The organism is Cohnella massiliensis (assembly GCF_900169535.1).
In the GTDB taxonomy this organism is placed as follows: domain Bacteria; phylum Bacillota; class Bacilli; order Paenibacillales; family Paenibacillaceae; genus Cohnella; species Cohnella algarum.
In genome coordinates this window covers 423634-439187 of the sequence record NZ_LT821257.1, presented here as the reverse complement: position 1 = coordinate 439187, position 15554 = coordinate 423634, and the positions used below count along the sequence as shown (strand labels likewise).

Here is a 15554-nt window from a genome sequence, read left to right as displayed (position 1 = left end):
CGAGTATGGAGGTCCGACCCATGGAAGCCATAAAGGAGCCCGAAGTCGTTCTGCAGGGAACCGGACTGACGAAGCGCTTTTTCGGCAACACGGTGCTGGAGGACGTGTCCATCGCTTGCAAGCGAGGGACCGTTCTGGCGCTGGTCGGCGAGAACGGCGCGGGCAAAAGCACCTTGATGAACATTTTGACCGGAAGTCTTGCGCCCGACGGCGGAACGATCGCCTACAAGGGACAAAAGGTCGCGTTCAGAAATCCGCAGGCCGCCAAGCGGATGGGCATCGCGATCGTTCACCAGGAGCTGAGCCTGCTGCCGGAGCTGTCGGTCGGCGAAAATATGCTGCTCGGCCGGGAGCCGACCCGCTTCGGCCTGATCCGCCACCGGAAGCTGCACGAGCGGGCGGGCGAAGTGCTGAAGGAAATCGGCTTCGAGGTGGACGCGAACCGGCTGGTCAAGGACTTGTCGCCGGCCGAAAAGCAGATGGTTGAAATCGCGAAGGCCTGGCTGACCCGTCCTTCCGTGCTTATTCTGGACGAACCGACCTCGAGCTTGTCCAAGACGGAAACGGAGGGGCTGTTCCGAATGGTGCGCAAGCTGAAGGCCGAAGGAACGTCGCTCATTCTGATCACGCACCGGATGGATGAAATTTTCGAGATATGCGACGAAGCGGTCGTCCTCAAGGACGGCCGCATGACGAAGACGGACAAGACGTCGGCGCTCACCAAAAACGACCTGATCCAGGCGATGGTCGGCCGCGAAATTACGCAAACGTTCCCGCCGAGATCAGCGGGAACGACGTCGGGCAAGCCGATGCTGAAGCTTGCGGACGTCCATGACGGCGGCCGGCTCCGGGGCGTAAGCCTGGAAGTGCCGCGCGGAGCGATCGTCGGCGTCGGCGGTCTCGAAGGACAGGGCCAGCGCCAGTTTGGCCCGCGGCTTGTTCGGGATCGACCCGTTCGCGGGCGGCGAAATCGCGCTCGACTGCGAGACGGTCAAGCTGCGGAAGCCGGAGGAAGCGATTGTCCGGGGCATCGCGTATATCCCGGACGACCGCAAGCTGGAAGGGCTCGTGCTGCCCCTGTCCGTACGGGAAAACATGTCGATGATGAATTTCGGCAACATCGCCCGCCGCGGCATCGTGAGCGCCGCGGCGGAACGGCGGGAAGTCGAGCGGGGCATCGCGAATCTCGCGGTCAAAACCTCGTCGATGGAGCAGATCGTCCGTTCGCTCAGCGGCGGAAACCAGCAGAAGGTCATTTTCGCCAAATGGTTGTACGACGATCCGAAGCTGCTCATTTTGCACGAACCGACGCGCGGGATCGACATTCAATCGAAGGTTGAAATTTATCGCCTGCTGCGGGAGCTCGCGGACCGGGGCGTCAGCATCCTGCTGTTCACGAGCGACATGCTGGAGCTGATCGGCCTGAGCGACCGGATCTATGTCATGTATGAGGGAACCATCGCCGGCGCGATCGCCGGCGAGGAAGCGACCGAGGAAAAAATCATGACCATGAGCTCCGGGCAGGCCGCGGGAGACGATTAGGAAAGGAGGGATACGCCTTGCTTCAAGGGTCTTTGTCCAAACACGCCAAGTTGGCGATTCCGGTTTATGCGTTGCTGTTCGTTTTGCTTGCCGTCACGTCTCTGCTTTCCCCTACCTTCCGGACGACCGACAATTTCGTCAACATCGTCGCCCAGGTCGCGCCGCTCGCCATCGTGGCGATCGGCCAGACGATCGCGCTGCTGCTGGGCGGCATCGATCTGTCGGTCGGCTCGGTCGTCAGCTTTTCGACGGTCGTCATGGCGCTCGTCAGCGACCAGGCGGGCTTCGGGCTGCCGGGGAGCATCCTGCTTTGCCTTGCCGCCGGGGCGTTCGTCGGACTCGTCAACGGCATCGGCATCGTGCGGTTTCGAATCCCGCCGCTCATTATGACGCTGTCCACGATGACGATCGTCAAAGGCGCCGCGCTCTACCTGCTTCCTTCGCCAGGAGGAGCGGTTCATATGGGCTTTATGGAATTTATGACCGACGGCTGGGGAATCGTGACCGTCGCGGGCGTTTTGATCGCGATTTTGTATGTCTTTTTCTTCGTGTTTCTGTCGAGCACGCGCACGGGCCGTTATATTTACGCCGCGGGAGGCGATGAAGTTCATTCGCAGAAATCGGGCGTGCCCGTCGTGCGCATCCAACTGACCGGATATATGCTGTCGGGATTGCTTGCCGCCGCCGGCGGCATCGTGCTGTCGGCGAGATTGTTTTCCGGCGATCCGGTCGTCGGCGACGCGTATTCCCTCGATTCGATCGCGGCCGCCGTCGTCGGGGGGACGTCGCTGTTCGGCGGCATCGGCGGAATCATCGGCACGCTGGCCGGCGTGTTCATCATTTCCATGACGAACAACATTCTCAATATGCTGGGAATTTTCGCCTATTATCAATACATCGTCAAAGGCCTCATTCTGGTGGCGGCGTTGTTTTTCTTCCAGCTGAAAAGGAGACGGCGATTATGAACGTACGGCTATCGCTTCATAAATACAAGCAAACGCTCGGCGTGTTCGGGCTGCTGCTGGCCGTTCTGGCCTTTTCCGCCGCGCTGTCGCCGGAAAGCTTCTCCGCCTCGCACTTGCTGAACATGGTGCGCCAGGCCGCTCCGCTCGGCATCGCGGCGATCGCGCAGACGCTCGTCCTGCTGGTCGCGGGCATCGACCTGTCCGTCGGCGCGACCATTTCGCTCGTCAACATTCTCGCCGCTTCGATGATGATGGGCCAGAACGGCAATATCGGCATGGCGGTGGCCGTTTCGCTGGGCGTCTCCTGCTTGATCGGGCTGATCAACGGGGTACTCATCACCCGCGTGCGCATTCCGCCGTTTCTTGTGACGCTGGCGATGTCGATGGTCATCCAGGGCGTCTACATGGTTTATTCGAAAGGATCGCCGAAGGGCAGCATCGCTCCCGGCTTTCGTTACCTGTCGGACGGATGGCTCGGTCCGGTTCCCGTTTCCGCGCTGATCTGGATCGCCGTATGGGCGCTGTTCGCGTTTCTTCTATATAAGACCGTCTGGGGACGCAAGGTGTACGCCACCGGCGGCAATCCGATGACGAGCCTGCTGTCCGGCATCCGGACGAACCGCATGATTATCCTCATGTACACCCTTTGCTCGCTGCTGGCGGGCGCGGCCGGTTTGCTGCTGTCGGCCTATATCGGGGTTGCTTCGGTCGGCGTCGGCAATACGTATACGCTGAACACCGTGGCGGCCGCCGTCATCGGCGGAACCGCGTTTTCGGGCGGCAAAGGCGGGGTGGCGGGCACCTTCGCGGGCGTGCTGATCATGATTCTGCTGCAGAGCCTGCTGACGATGCTGAACGTTCCCGAAGCGGGCAAGTTCATTAGCCAGGGTCTGATAATCGCGATTATGGTGGCGATCAACCAACGCCGCAAATAAACGCCGCAAATAAAGGAGAGAATCGACTTGAGTTATATTCGCACCATGCTGGGGGATATTGCCCCCGAACTGTTGGGATTCACGTATTCCCACGAGCATATCGTCTGCCGCCCGGGTCACTGGGCCGACCGCAACGAAGACGATCTGCTGCTGGACGATCCGGAGAAATCGCTTAAGGACGTGCTGGATTTCAAACGGCTGGGCGGCAACGCGATCGTCGACGCGACGGCGGTCGATTACGGCCGCGACGTAAAGGCGGTCAAATGGATTTCGGAGCAGTCCGGCCTTCATATCGTCGCGACGGCGGGCTTTAACAAGAGCTTCCTTTGGGATTCGAAACGGCCGCAAGGCAACGAAACGTATGAGCAATGGATCGAGCGCTCGTCGATCGACGAGCTGGCCGATTTTGTCGTATCGGAAGTCGAACGGGGGATGGAAGGCACCGACGTCAGAGCGGGGCAGGTCAAATTCGGCACCGGGTACAATATGATTTCGCCGCTGGAGGAGAAGACGCTCCGAGCGGTCGCGCGGGCGCACCTTCAAACGAAGGCTCCCGTCCACTCCCACACCGAAGCAGGAACGATGGCATTGGAACAGATTGCCTTGCTCAAGGAGGAAGGCGTCCCGATAGAGCATTTGTCGATCGGCCACTTGGACCGCAACCCGGATACGTATTATCATTTGAAGGTGGCCGACGAGGGCGCGTTCCTGTCCTTCGACGGCATCGGCAAAATCAAATACGCGCCGGAAAGCGTCCGGATCGGCTGCATTCTGGAACTGGTCAAGCGCGGGTACGGGAAGCAAATTCTCGTGAGCGGCGACACGGCCCGCAAATCGTATTACAAGCATTACGGCCACGGCTTAGGGCTGGAGTACATCATCGGCAAATGGGTGCCGAGGTTCGTCGAGGAAGCGGATGCCGCGGGCTTTGACGGAAAGGCGCTCATCGAGGATTTCTTCGTCCACAATCCCCGCCGCTGTTTCACATTCAAAAAGTGAGGCGATCGTTATGGAATGGACGAAAATGACGGCGGAAACGGCCGAGGCGGCGCTGGCCCGCCATCCGGTCGCGCTGCTGCCGATGGGAGCGGTCGAAGCGCACGGCGCGCATCTGCCGCTCGGCACGGACAACTTGCTCGCCGAAGGCGTAGCCCGCATGGTGGCGGAGCGGCTGGACCATGCGCTCATCCTGCCGACGATCGGATACGGGCAGGTTTGGTCGCTGCGCGATTTTCCGGGCACCTTGTCCGTTTCCAACGAGGTGCTGATCGGCTTGATCGCCGACATCGGGCGCAGCTTGTACCGCCAGGGCGTGAAGGTGCTCGCGATCATCAACGGCCACGTCGGCAACCAGGTCGCCATGAAGGAGGCAGCCCGCGTCTTGTACGAGGAATGCCCGCTGAAGGTGCTGTACCTGACATATCCGGGCGTCGGCGGCGTCATCTCCGAGGTCATCGAGTCGGAGCGGGCGCACCCGTCTTATTTTCATGCCTGCGAGATCGAGACCTCCTATATGCTGTACGTGGCGCCCGAGCAGGTCGACATGGCGAAGGCCGTGAACGACCCGCCGACGTTTCCCCCCGAGTTCGAGGTGATGAACGTGCCGTGGCGGGAAGTGACCCGTACCGGCGTGCTCGGAGACGCGACGCTGGCCACCGCCGCAAAAGGAAAAGCGATCATCGACAAGGCCGTCGACAACATCGTGGCGCTCATTCGGAAGGTAGAGGGGGATTTATAACGTGACATCGATTCAAAAGTTGGGGAAAATCGGAGACCGGCTGCTGTTCAACTTCCTTGCTCTCGACAAACGTAATGCAGAAGAAGTAATGGAGGCTTCCGGCGGCTATGCCGTGCCGGGTATCGTCTCTACGGACTTCGCCACGCCCGAGGAGGCGTCCGCGCGTGTCGCGCAGCTGAAAGAAGCGGCACCGATCGTCAGCGTAGGGCTTGGCGGCGGGGGAGACACGTCCATGTGGCGCAAGGTGCTGGATATCGGTCTCGCGTCCGATCCGGGGCATATCAACCAGCCGTTTCATACGGCTTCCTATGCGCAGGGCATGTTCGACAAGGCGGGAGTCGCCCAGTACGTCAACGCCCTGATCGCCCCGACCGGCCAAAAGGGAGTCGTACGGCTCGCAAACGGAAGCGAAATCGATGTCGACGCGCTGCTGGAGCTGGCGGCGATGATGAACGTCGTTTCGATCAAGGTGATGCCGGTCAAAGGGCTGGATCATCTGGACGAGCTCGTTTATATCGCCCAGGCCGCCGCGCGGCGGGGCATTTACGGCATCGAGCCGGCCGGCGGCATTCATGCCGGCAATGTCCGCGAGCTTGTCGCGGCGCTGCTCCGCACGGACATCCCTTTTGTGATGCCGCATATTTTCGGCAATACGATCGATCCGGGTTCGGGCCGAACCCTGCCGGAAAAGGTCGAAGAGATCGTGAAGCCGTTTCGGTAACTCGTAACCGGTTAAGGAGTCGGCCAAGCCCGGCTTGTACCGAGCATCCGAAGGCCAAAGAAGCTGTTTTTGCTCGCCGTGCGAGAAATTAAGCGAATAACGGTCTCCAGAGGCGGTTATTTGCTATCCGCGCGAGAAAAAAAGCAAATAACGGCCTTTCGCGACCGTTAATTCGGATGACGAGCCGTTTCCAGCCCTACTCAAACGAAATAACGGCCTTCGCGGGCCGTTGTTTGCTATCTTTACGGGAAATTTCGCGAATAACGGCCTTCAGGGGCCGTTATTCGCTCGCCGTGCGGGATGTTTCTCGAAGCCGGCGTTCGAAGCCGGCATTCAGCTTTTGGAAACGAGTTTTTCGAAAAATTCTTTCAGCTTCCGGTTCGTCTCGTTCAACTGCTCGATGCCCGACATGAATTGGGCGACGAGCTCGGCCTGGTCGCGGGAGGCGTTCGCGATCTGGGAAATTTCGGACTCCATTTGCTTGATGGATTGCTGAACGGAGCCGAGCGAATTTTCGATTTCGGCCGTTGCCTCCTTGGTGCTGACGGACAGTTTGCGAACTTCCTTGGCTACGACCTCGAACCCGGCGCCGAGCTCGCCGACGCGCGCCGCTTCGATGGCCGCGTTCAGTCCGAGCAGATTCGTCTGATCCGAAATTTCCCGGATCACGCTCGTGACGTTCGTGATGCCTTCCGAATTTTGCACGGCATGCTTCGAATTGCGCAAAATTTCCTCTGACGTGGCGGAAAGCTCTTCCGAATGGGCGGCAACTTGCTGGATGCCGCTCAGCAGGCTGGAAACGGTGTTTTCGGTTTCCTCCATAAGCGAAGCAAGCTTGCTTTGGTTCTCCATGCTGTAGTCGACGCTGATGACGGCGACGACTTCTTCGTTCTCGTCCAATATCGGAATGTACACGATATCGAAAGGAAACCCGAGCACCTCCTCGGGCATGTGAACCATCGTTTTGACTTTTCCGCCGTTCAGGCCCTTGAAATCCCGGGCTTCCTCAATGAGAGCGTCCCCGGCCTTCGCGCCGATTTTCAAACTTTCGCCGTCGCTGTGATAAAGCAACTTCTCGTGGTCCATGACGCTGATCGCCACATCTTCGCGGATCATTTGACGGATATAAGGCATGCATTGAATGACGGCTTCGACAATGTTCATCTGGATGGTCAAGTCCTTTCCTCGCTGCGGATTTGGCATTGCGATCGTGCTCCTCCTTTTTATATCGGCCGCCGAACGTTCAACAATGAAGAGCTTTTGGAAATATAGGAACCAACGATTTTTCATCCCGAAAGCTTGGCGATATAATGGGGAGAGGTCGATTGAAGGAGCGAAGAGGATGGCAAAGTCGAAATTTTACGTCGTATGGGCCGGCCGGAATCCGGGGATCTATGCGAGCTGGCCCGAATGCCGGAAGCAAATCGAGAAATTCGAGGACGCCAGGTACAAATCTTATGAATCGAGGGCGGAAGCCGAGAAGGCGTTCAAGGAAGGCTGGAAAAAGCATTGGGGCCAAGGCAAGCCGGCGAAAAGCGCCCCGCGCGGCCCGGCCGCCGCTTCGGCTTCGGAAGAAATCGACTATGACAGCATTTCCGTCGATGTGGGCACCCGCGGCAATCCCGGCCCGGTCGAATATAAAGGGGTCGACACGCGAACGGGAGAAACGCTGTTCGCCTACGGCCCGATCGCGAAGGGGACGAACAATATCGGCGAGTTTCTGGCGATCGTTCACGCGCTGGCTTATTTGCAGAAGACGGGCAGCGTCAAAACGGTGTACAGCGACTCGGTGAACGCGATCAAATGGATCAAGGAAAAAAAGGTGTCCACGACGCTTCCGCGCGACGAGTCGACCGAGGAGATTTGGCGGCTGATCGACCGCGCCGAGTCGTGGCTCAGGACGAATGCCTATCCGAACAAGATCAAAAAGTGGCAAACGAAGCAGTGGGGAGAAATCAAGGCCGATTACGGAAGGAAATAAAAGGATGGAGGGTTTTGTCATGACGGCATGGAAGAGGGAAGGGTATCGCAGCGTCACCCCGTATCTGATCGCGAACGAGGCGGATCGTCTGATCGATTTTATGAAGGAAACGTTCGGCGCGGAATTGCTCGAACGACACGCCGACGAGAACGGCGTCGTCCGCCATGCGTCTTGCAGGATCGGAGATTCCATCGTCGAGCTGGGCGGAAGCGGCGACGAGAAGTTTCCGTCGATGCGCAACGCGCTTCACGTCTACGTGGAGGATGCGGATGCGGCATACGACCGGGCGATCCGGGCGGGAGCGAGGTCCCTGTACACGCCCCAGGATCACGATTACGGCGAACGTTCGGGCGGCGTCGAAGATCCGTTCGGGAACCATTGGTATATCGCGACATGGACAAATAACGGATAAACTCGAAAGAGGAAGCCCATCCGCATCGCGTCAACTCTTAAAAAAGAAAGCAAGAATGCCAATGCCGAGCCCGGCGAACGGACTGGGCCGCTCGACCGCGCTCGGCATTGGCGATCCTCCGAACGCTCTTTTGCCGATTCGCCCCCCGCGCTTACGGTTCCGGCTCCTTCGGGACAAGCTCGAATATTTTCCCGGTTTCCAGCGTTTCGATGAATCGAAGCAGCCAGCGGTAATATTTCAAAGCCTCGATGATTTTGGCTTCATCCTGTTCGATATAGGCGGACAACGGCGCGTTGTCTTCGTTTTCCGCCCGAAGCGCCCGAAGCTCGGCGAGCGATCTGTTCAGCGCGTTTGTATTGCCTTCCACCGCCTTGCGCCATTTGATGGAGAAGTAATCAGAGAAGTTCTGGTACCAATCCGGCGTCGCCTCGTAAAAATCCTTCCGGGAGCCCTTTCCCCACACTTTATCGATCATTTTCAGGTCGACCAGCGTGCGAACGCCGGTGCTCATCGACGTTTTGCTCATTTCCATCTTTTTGCTCAGTTCGTCCAGCGTGACCGGACCGCTGCTGAAGTACATATGCCCGTATAAATGCCCGATGGATAGCGTAATTCCGTACAAGTCCATGTTTTTGCCTATGGAATCGATCACGCGCTCGCGGGCTTTCTTCAATCTAAGGACAAGCTCCGGCGGCAGATCGTCATATTCGTTCATGGAGGTTCCCTCCCAAGGATGCAATCGCTGAAAAACAACTCTTCAAAGTATTGTAAGCACACTCGTCGTCAGAAGTAAAGGATGCGCAACGGGAGGATTTTTAAGAAAAACAGAGCATACGTTACGTAAAGTGCGTAAAGTTAAAACTGCACGTACATTATTTTGGTATATGAATTTTGACCCCCAAAATGTGAAAAAGTTAGACTTGTATCATGTGCATCGCGAAGAAGATCCGGCGAGCGCCGCAAAAATCGGTGAAAGGAGGGCTCGAATGCCGATCATTGAAGTGAAGCACTTGACCAAAATTTTCGGACAGGATCCGAAAAGGGCTTTGGCGATGCTCGACCAGGGGCGGTCGAAATCCGACATCTTAAAAGAAACGAAAATGACGGTCGGGGTCAACAAGGCGGAGTTCGCTATCGAACAGGGCGAAATCTTTGTCATCATGGGCCTTTCGGGGAGCGGCAAATCGACGCTGGTTCGGCTGCTGAATCGGTTGATCGAACCGACGGCCGGGCATATTCTGTTCAATGGAACGGACGTCGTCAAGATGAATCCGGCTCAATTGCGCCAGTATCGGAGAAAAAACATCGGCATGGTGTTTCAGAAGTTCGCCTTGTTCCCGCATCGGACCGTGCTTGAAAACGCGGAGTACGGCCTCGAAGTGCAGGGAATAGATAAGAAGAAACGGAAAGAGCTTGCCATGGAGGCTTTGAAGCTGGTCGGCCTGGAAGGCTGGGAAAACAAGCGCCCGGACGAGCTGAGCGGCGGAATGCAGCAGCGGGTCGGGCTCGCGAGAGGGCTTGCCAACGATCCGGACATTTTGCTGATGGACGAAGCGTTCAGCGCGCTCGATCCGCTTATCCGCAAGGATATGCAGCACGAGCTGCTGGAGCTCCAGTCCAAAATGAAAAAGACGATCGTCTTCATTACGCACGATCTGGACGAAGCCTTGCGGATCGGAGACCGGATCGCCTTGATGAAGGACGGCGTCATCGTGCAGATCGGCACGCCGGAGGAAATTTTGACGCAGCCGGCCAACCAGTACGTGCAACGGTTCGTGGAAGACGTCGATATGTCGAAGGTGCTGACGGCCTCCCACATTATGTACAAGGCCGAAACGATCGCGCCGGAGCGCGGGCCGCGCGTCGCCCTGCAGCTGATGCGCGACAGCGAGGTGTCCACGCTGTACGTGGTGGATAAGGAAAAGAGGCTGTTGGGCCTCGTCACGGCGGACGAAGCGTCGCGGGCGCTGAAGGAGAACTTGCCGCTGGAGGACGTCATGGAACGGGACGTGCCCAAGGTAACGCCGGACGCCCACTTGAACGAGTTTTTCGAGCTGATGGCGGAGACGAGACTGCCGGTCGCGGTCGTCGACGACAACCTGAAGCTCAAAGGAGTCATCATCAAAGGAGCCGTGCTGTCCGCCCTCGCGGGCAATACGGTTCCGGAAGCGGGAGGTGCACGATGAATATCGCGAAGCTGCCTCTCGGCGATTGGGTGGAAAGCGTAGAAGATTGGCTGACGGGGAATTTCGGCCCTTTTTTCGATATAATCAATTCGATTATCCAGGGGATCGTGGACGGCTTTCTGTCCGTGCTGCTGTCGGTTCCCGCGCTCGTGTTGATTCTGCTTATAACGGCTCTATCCTACTGGATCGGAAAATGGAAGCTTGCGGCGTTTTCGTTGATCGGACTGCTGCTCATCTGGAACCTGGAGCTGTGGGAGCCTTCCATGCAATCGCTGTCGCTCGTGCTGACCGCGTCGCTGCTGTCGCTCGTGTTCGGGGTGCCGATCGGCATTTTGTGCGCCCGGAGCAACGGCGTGCGCAACGTCGTGACGCCGATTCTGGACTTCATGCAAACGATGCCCGCGTTCGTCTATTTGCTGCCGGCGGTTACGTTCTTCTCGCTCGGCGTCGTGCCGGGGGTTATCGCTTCGGTCATCTTCGCGATTCCGCCGACGATCCGGCTGACGAACCTCGGGATCCGGCAAGTTCCGGCCGATCTGGTAGAAGCGGCGGACGCGTTCGGCTCGACGCCGGCGCAGAAGCTGTTCAAGCTGCAGCTGCCGATCGCCATGCCCTCGATCATGGCGGGCATCAACCAGACGATTATGCTGGCGCTGTCCATGGTCGTCATCTCCTCGATGATCGGCGCGCAAGGCGTCGGGGCGCTCGTCTATCGGGCGGTTACCCAGGCCAAGACGGGCGTCGGATTCGAGGCGGGGATCGCGATCGTCATTATGGCGATCTTGCTCGACCGCCTGACGCAAAACGCGTTCCGAAAAAAATCCTGAAAATGGGGTGCTGTTTTTGAAAAAATGGTTGTCTTTATTGTCGGTTATCGTCGTCGTCGCGGTCGCGGCCGCTTGTTCGAATTCCGGATCGGGAGGCGGGGACGCGAAGTCGATCAAGCTGGCGTACGTCGCCTGGGACTCGGAAATCGCGAGCACCAACGTCGTAAAGGAAGTGCTTGAATCGAAGCTCGGGTATACGGTGGAAATGCTGCAGGTTGACGCGGGCCCGATGTGGACCGGCATCGCCGACGGCAGCGCGGACGCGATGGTTGCCGCATGGCTGCCGAGCACGCATGCCTCCTATATGGAAACCTACGCGGAAGACATCGTTGACCTTGGTCCGAACCTGGACGGCACGAAGACGGGGCTGACCGTTCCGGCCTATATGGACATCTCGTCGATCGAAGATTTGAAAAACGCCGATACGGTCGCCGCGCTGGACGGCAAAATTATCGGGATCGAGCCCGGCGCCGGCATTATGATGGCGACGGAGAAGGCGCTCGAGGATTACGCTTTGAGCGACTATACGCTGGTCGAAAGCTCGTCGGCCGCCATGGCGCAGGAACTGAAAAAGGCGTACGACAACGAGCAGCCGATCGTCGTCACCGGCTGGACGCCGCACTGGATGTTCGGGTCGATGGAGCTGAAGTACCTGGAAGACCCGAAGGGCGTATACGGCGGCGCCGAGCAAATTCATACGATCGCGCGCAAAGGCCTCGAGGAAGACAAGCCGGATGCCTATACGTTCCTGGATCAGTTCCAGTGGACTCCGGACGACATGGCTTCCGTCATGGTCGCCATCCAGGAAGGCAAGTCGCCGGAGGAAGCCGCCAAGGAATGGGTGGAAACCAACGGCGGCAAAGTCGACGCCTGGATTCAGGGCATCGAACAATAAATCAGCGTTAAAAAAGCAAAGGAAAGCCGCCGGCTCTTGCCACGTCGCAGGGACCGGCGGCTTTCTCCCGCGTTGCGGCCCGCCGTGCCGCGGGCTATAATGGGACGAAGAATACAGCCGACTGGAGGCGTGACATGCTCAGTTTCGAACAAAAGCTTGCGATTGCCGATTCGTTCCCCGAGCTGCGGCGCAAGGACGTATCGCTCGGTCGCGTCAATTATCATTATGAAGCGAGCGCCCGCGACAAAAAAACGGTCGTTTACCATCTCCATCCGAACGGGAACGGCTACGTTTATGCGGAAGGCGCGGAAGGCTACGAAACGGACGACAAGGGCTTCGTCAATATTCGCGGCTTCTCGGAAAACGACCTCCGGACGGTAATCGGTCTGTCGATCCGATTGCTGGGTGATGCCGGCGAGGCTCGGACAAGCGGCGGGCCGGCTCGCGAGGAGCTATGGCGCAACGCCGAAGGGCAGAGGCTCGAATTGAAGTACGACGAAGAGGACGCGATGTGGTACGTTTTTTGCGGGTTGAACTTGGACGGGGTTTACGAAACGTACGATGAAGCCGCGGACTACTTGAAGGAAGAAGGCTTTGCGCGCTCCTAGAGACGGCGGGCGGCAAGGCCGGAAGGAAGGGGCGGGCCGATGGAGGCAACCGAGCAGGAAGTGGCGGAATGGATGGTCCGGGAAATCCGGTTCCGGGGCATGCTGCATCAAAGCGAGGCGATCGAATACGTGAAAGCCCATTTCGGGGAACGCTTCGTCTTCGTAAACGAGAATGGAAACGCTTCGCTGTCGAAGGAAGTGAAAAAGGCGTTTCGCAAGCTCCACCGGGGCAGGATCGCCTGGGACCGCGACGGCTTTTTCTGGGGCTGGACCTGACGGGAGTGACTCCCGTCATTGCCTGCGCGGTAGTCAAAGAGTATCATTTAGCTATTACATAGCGGCAGGGTGGACGCACTTGAAAGTAAACATCGGATTCCGCACGATCAAGACGGCGGTCGGCGTAAGCGTATCGGTGCTGATCGCGCAAGCGCTCAAGCTCGAATATTACTCCGCTTCCGGGATATTGACGCTTTTGTGCATTCAAAAGTCGCGGAAGCAATCCAATAAAGCCGTTTTCAGCCGCCTGGTCGCCTGCATGCTGGGCATGATCACGTCCACGGCGCTGTTCGAAATCATCGGCTACGCCCCGTATTCGTTTCTGGTGCTGATGCTTCTGTTTATTCCTCTGTGCGTCAAATTGCGCATTCAGGAGGGATTGGCGAGCAGCTCGGTCATCATTATGCACGTCTACATGAACCGGCAGATCGAAGCGTCGTTTTTCCTCAACGAGGTGCTCGTCGTTCTGATCGGACTGGGCGTGGCGCTGCTCGTCAATTGGTATATGCCGAGCATCGACAAGCAGCTGAACCGGATGAAGGCGGAAGCGGACCGGCTGATCTCCGTTATTTTGAGCGAGTTTTCCGTCTATTTGAAAAACGGCTACACGCTTTGGGACGGCAAGGAGATGCTGCAGCTGTCCGATTTGCTCGACCGGGCGCTGCGCATGGCGCAGCTGGAGGAAGAGAATTACCGTCCGGGCAAGAAGGGCGGCTATCGGACCTATTTTCACAACAAACGCAAACAATACGAACTGCTGGAGAGAATGCTCCCTCACGTATCGCAAATTACCGCCCAGGTGGAACAGGGGCTTCGCATCGGCCAGTTCATGGAGCGGCTCTCCGAACATATGAAGCGGCAGGGCGAATCGGGTGGCGACCGTCACGACAATTTTTACGAGTCTCTCCGGGGGATTCGGGAATACCACAAAGGCTTGCCCCTGCCCGAAACGAGAGAAGAGTTCGAAACCCGCGCCAACCTGTTCGCGGCGGCGAACGAGCTCGAACGGTTTATCGATACGCTATGATTCCGCCCGGCCTTCAGGCCGGGCTGTTTCGTTACAGCACCGGCCCCATCGATTTGATTTGGCATGGTGGCATCGGAGCGCCGCTGGCTGCAATAAGGAGCGTCGGGGCGCCGATGAACGGAATACGCTCACGTCGGAAGCCCTGGCAGTGGGAAAGCCCCCCGTTTGACGAGCCTATGTTGGATTTTATCCAACGGTCGGAGCGAAAAACGACGAGGTTTCGATCCAGAGTGGAATTTATCCAACGAAAAGCGGCCGTATCGGCCGAAATGAACGAAACGTTCCCTCTAGGTTGGACAAAATCCATTCAAGCGCAAGGGATTCGCGAAAAAGCCGGTTTTGATTGGATAAAATCCACTGTAGCTCTGCCCCGTCACGCGCATCGTTGCCTCCTTTCTCTCCGTTCAGGCCGGGAATCGTCCGCCCAATCGCCGGACCGGGCAATATGGAAAGCCGAACTCGACGGGCCGGGCCAACAAAGTCCCCTCTCTCAGAGAACGGCAAAACCGTTTTTTTAAATTATTTATATTGTCATATTGACAATATAAAATTTCCGGCATATACTGGAATCAACAAGGAGGTTTTCCGCATGACGCAATCGCACTCGTATCGCACGCCCGACGGTTTGCCGGTCGATATCGCCATCTTTACGATCGCTTCGCTGGCCAAACCGGGCAATTACAAAATGCTCGCCGAACGCCGATTGCGCGTCCTGCTTGTGCGGCGCAGCCGCCAGTCCGAAGCTTATCCGGGCTGTTGGGCGCTGCCGGGAGGGTTTTCCGACGAGAACGAGACGCTGACGGAAGCCGCTTACCGGGAATTGAAGGAAGAGACGAACGTGAGCGGGGACGTCATGATCGAGCAGATCAAGACGGTGTACTACCCCGGACGCGACCCCAGAGGATGGATGCCTTCCGTCGTCTACTGCGCTCTGGTCAAAGAGCAGTACCTGCTTAACCTGGCGGCCGATACCGATGCCGACGAGGTCGGGCTGTTCGATATCGAAGAAGCGCTCGGAATGAAGCTGGCGTTCGATCACAACGACATTTTGCTGGACGCCTTGGCCCATGTCCGGAAGAAGATGATGACGACTACGATCGCCAAGGAGTTTTTGCCGGACCGGTTTACGATCCGGGAACTGTTTCAGGTCATTCAAACGGTCGTCCCCGACTTCGAGGAAGACATCGCCAATTTCAAGAGGAACCTGCTTGCGACCAAGACGCGCAAAGGGCTGATCCGGGAAGCGGCGGATGCCGAGGGCCGGCCGATGACGACGGACCGAAACTCCAACCGACCGGCCAGACTGTACGAATTCACGGATTACGAGCCGAACATATCCATCTACAACTCCGGTTTATTTTAATTCCGGTCAAAACGACCTTCTCCGTCCCGGGGGACGACGAAGGTTTTGGCACGAAAGGCCTTGTTTTTGCTATTTAGA

Annotated in this window: 17 protein-coding genes and 2 pseudogenes; 17 read left to right on the top strand and 2 right to left on the bottom strand. The window is 57.9% G+C overall.

The annotated features are described in order from the left end of the window. Window positions 1–5: 5 nt before the first annotated feature. The 8 genes and pseudogenes from B7E11_RS30930 to B7E11_RS08720 form a co-directional block, all read left to right on the top strand. A pseudogene (locus tag B7E11_RS30930) lies at window positions 6–533 on the top strand (ATP-binding cassette domain-containing protein); the annotation flags it as partial. A 391-nt stretch (window positions 534–924) separates the two neighbouring features. Beyond that, window positions 925–1251: pseudogene (locus B7E11_RS30925) on the top strand (D-xylose ABC transporter ATP-binding protein); the annotation flags it as partial. 45 nt (window positions 1252–1296) lie between these two features. Next, window positions 1297–1542, top strand: a complete 246-nt coding sequence (locus tag B7E11_RS29470) for a hypothetical protein (RefSeq protein ID WP_176220629.1) — start codon at window positions 1297–1299, stop codon at window positions 1540–1542. A gap of 17 nt (window positions 1543–1559) precedes the next feature. Beyond that, window positions 1560–2507: an ABC transporter permease gene (locus B7E11_RS08740; protein ID WP_080833408.1), complete on the top strand. Its 948-nt coding sequence runs from the start codon at window positions 1560–1562 to the stop codon at window positions 2505–2507. Then, entirely contained in the window at window positions 2504–3442 is a 939-nt protein-coding gene (locus B7E11_RS08735; RefSeq protein WP_080833405.1) for an ABC transporter permease, read from the top strand. The genes B7E11_RS08740 and B7E11_RS08735 overlap by 4 nt, the downstream gene beginning before the upstream one ends. Before the next feature lie 27 nt (window positions 3443–3469). After that, a complete protein-coding gene (locus tag B7E11_RS08730; RefSeq protein ID WP_080833404.1) occupies window positions 3470–4441 on the top strand; it encodes a phosphotriesterase family protein in 972 nt (323 codons plus the stop codon). A gap of 10 nt (window positions 4442–4451) precedes the next feature. Further along, window positions 4452–5180: a creatininase family protein gene (locus tag B7E11_RS08725; RefSeq protein ID WP_080833401.1), complete on the top strand. Its 729-nt coding sequence runs from the start codon at window positions 4452–4454 to the stop codon at window positions 5178–5180. Continuing rightward, window positions 5173–5901, top strand: coding sequence for a KDGP aldolase (locus tag B7E11_RS08720; RefSeq protein WP_420830681.1), 729 nt, complete (start codon window positions 5173–5175; stop codon window positions 5899–5901). Before B7E11_RS08725 ends, B7E11_RS08720 begins: the two co-directional genes overlap by 8 nt. Before the next feature lie 333 nt (window positions 5902–6234). Here B7E11_RS08720 and B7E11_RS08715 read toward each other — a convergent pair whose 3' ends face one another. After that, entirely contained in the window at window positions 6235–7104 is an 870-nt protein-coding gene (locus tag B7E11_RS08715) for a methyl-accepting chemotaxis protein (protein ID WP_342744458.1), read from the bottom strand. Between the two features lie 139 nt (window positions 7105–7243). Between B7E11_RS08715 and rnhA the strand changes: the two genes are divergently transcribed. After that, window positions 7244–7882: a ribonuclease H gene (gene rnhA / locus B7E11_RS08710; RefSeq protein WP_080833399.1), complete on the top strand. Its 639-nt coding sequence runs from the start codon at window positions 7244–7246 to the stop codon at window positions 7880–7882. 19 nt (window positions 7883–7901) lie between these two features. Beyond that, entirely contained in the window at window positions 7902–8294 is a 393-nt protein-coding gene (locus B7E11_RS08705) for a VOC family protein (RefSeq protein WP_176220655.1), read from the top strand. Window positions 8295–8445: 151 nt separating this feature from the next. On the opposite strand, the gene B7E11_RS08700 is transcribed toward B7E11_RS08705, so the two are convergent. Beyond that, window positions 8446–9009 carry a GbsR/MarR family transcriptional regulator gene (locus B7E11_RS08700; protein WP_080833395.1) on the bottom strand — a complete coding sequence of 188 codons (564 nt, stop codon included), beginning with the start codon at window positions 9007–9009 and terminating at the stop codon, window positions 8446–8448. Between the two features lie 271 nt (window positions 9010–9280). On the opposite strand from B7E11_RS08700, the gene B7E11_RS08695 reads away from it, so the two are divergent. The 7 genes from B7E11_RS08695 (at window position 9281) to B7E11_RS08660 (ending at window position 15476) form a co-directional block, all read left to right on the top strand. Then, window positions 9281–10480 (top strand): quaternary amine ABC transporter ATP-binding protein, encoded by a 1200-nt coding sequence (locus tag B7E11_RS08695; RefSeq protein WP_080833393.1) that lies wholly within the window; start codon window positions 9281–9283, stop codon window positions 10478–10480. Next, on the top strand, window positions 10477–11307 hold the full coding sequence (locus tag B7E11_RS08690) for an ABC transporter permease (RefSeq protein ID WP_080833392.1): 831 nt from the start codon (window positions 10477–10479) through the stop codon (window positions 11305–11307). Before B7E11_RS08695 ends, B7E11_RS08690 begins: the two co-directional genes overlap by 4 nt. Before the next feature lie 16 nt (window positions 11308–11323). Next, window positions 11324–12202 carry a glycine betaine ABC transporter substrate-binding protein gene (locus tag B7E11_RS08685; RefSeq protein WP_080833390.1) on the top strand — a complete coding sequence of 293 codons (879 nt, stop codon included), beginning with the start codon at window positions 11324–11326 and terminating at the stop codon, window positions 12200–12202. A gap of 134 nt (window positions 12203–12336) precedes the next feature. Next, a complete protein-coding gene (locus B7E11_RS08680) occupies window positions 12337–12810 on the top strand; it encodes a hypothetical protein (protein WP_080833388.1) in 474 nt (157 codons plus the stop codon). Window positions 12811–12849: 39 nt separating this feature from the next. Beyond that, window positions 12850–13086 (top strand): DUF6953 family protein, encoded by a 237-nt coding sequence (locus B7E11_RS08675; RefSeq protein WP_080833386.1) that lies wholly within the window; start codon window positions 12850–12852, stop codon window positions 13084–13086. Between the two features lie 79 nt (window positions 13087–13165). Further along, on the top strand, window positions 13166–14113 hold the full coding sequence (locus B7E11_RS08670; RefSeq protein WP_080833384.1) for an aromatic acid exporter family protein: 948 nt from the start codon (window positions 13166–13168) through the stop codon (window positions 14111–14113). Window positions 14114–14702: 589 nt separating this feature from the next. Next, window positions 14703–15476 (top strand): NUDIX hydrolase, encoded by a 774-nt coding sequence (locus B7E11_RS08660; protein WP_080833380.1) that lies wholly within the window; start codon window positions 14703–14705, stop codon window positions 15474–15476. Window positions 15477–15554: the final 78 nt, after the last annotated feature.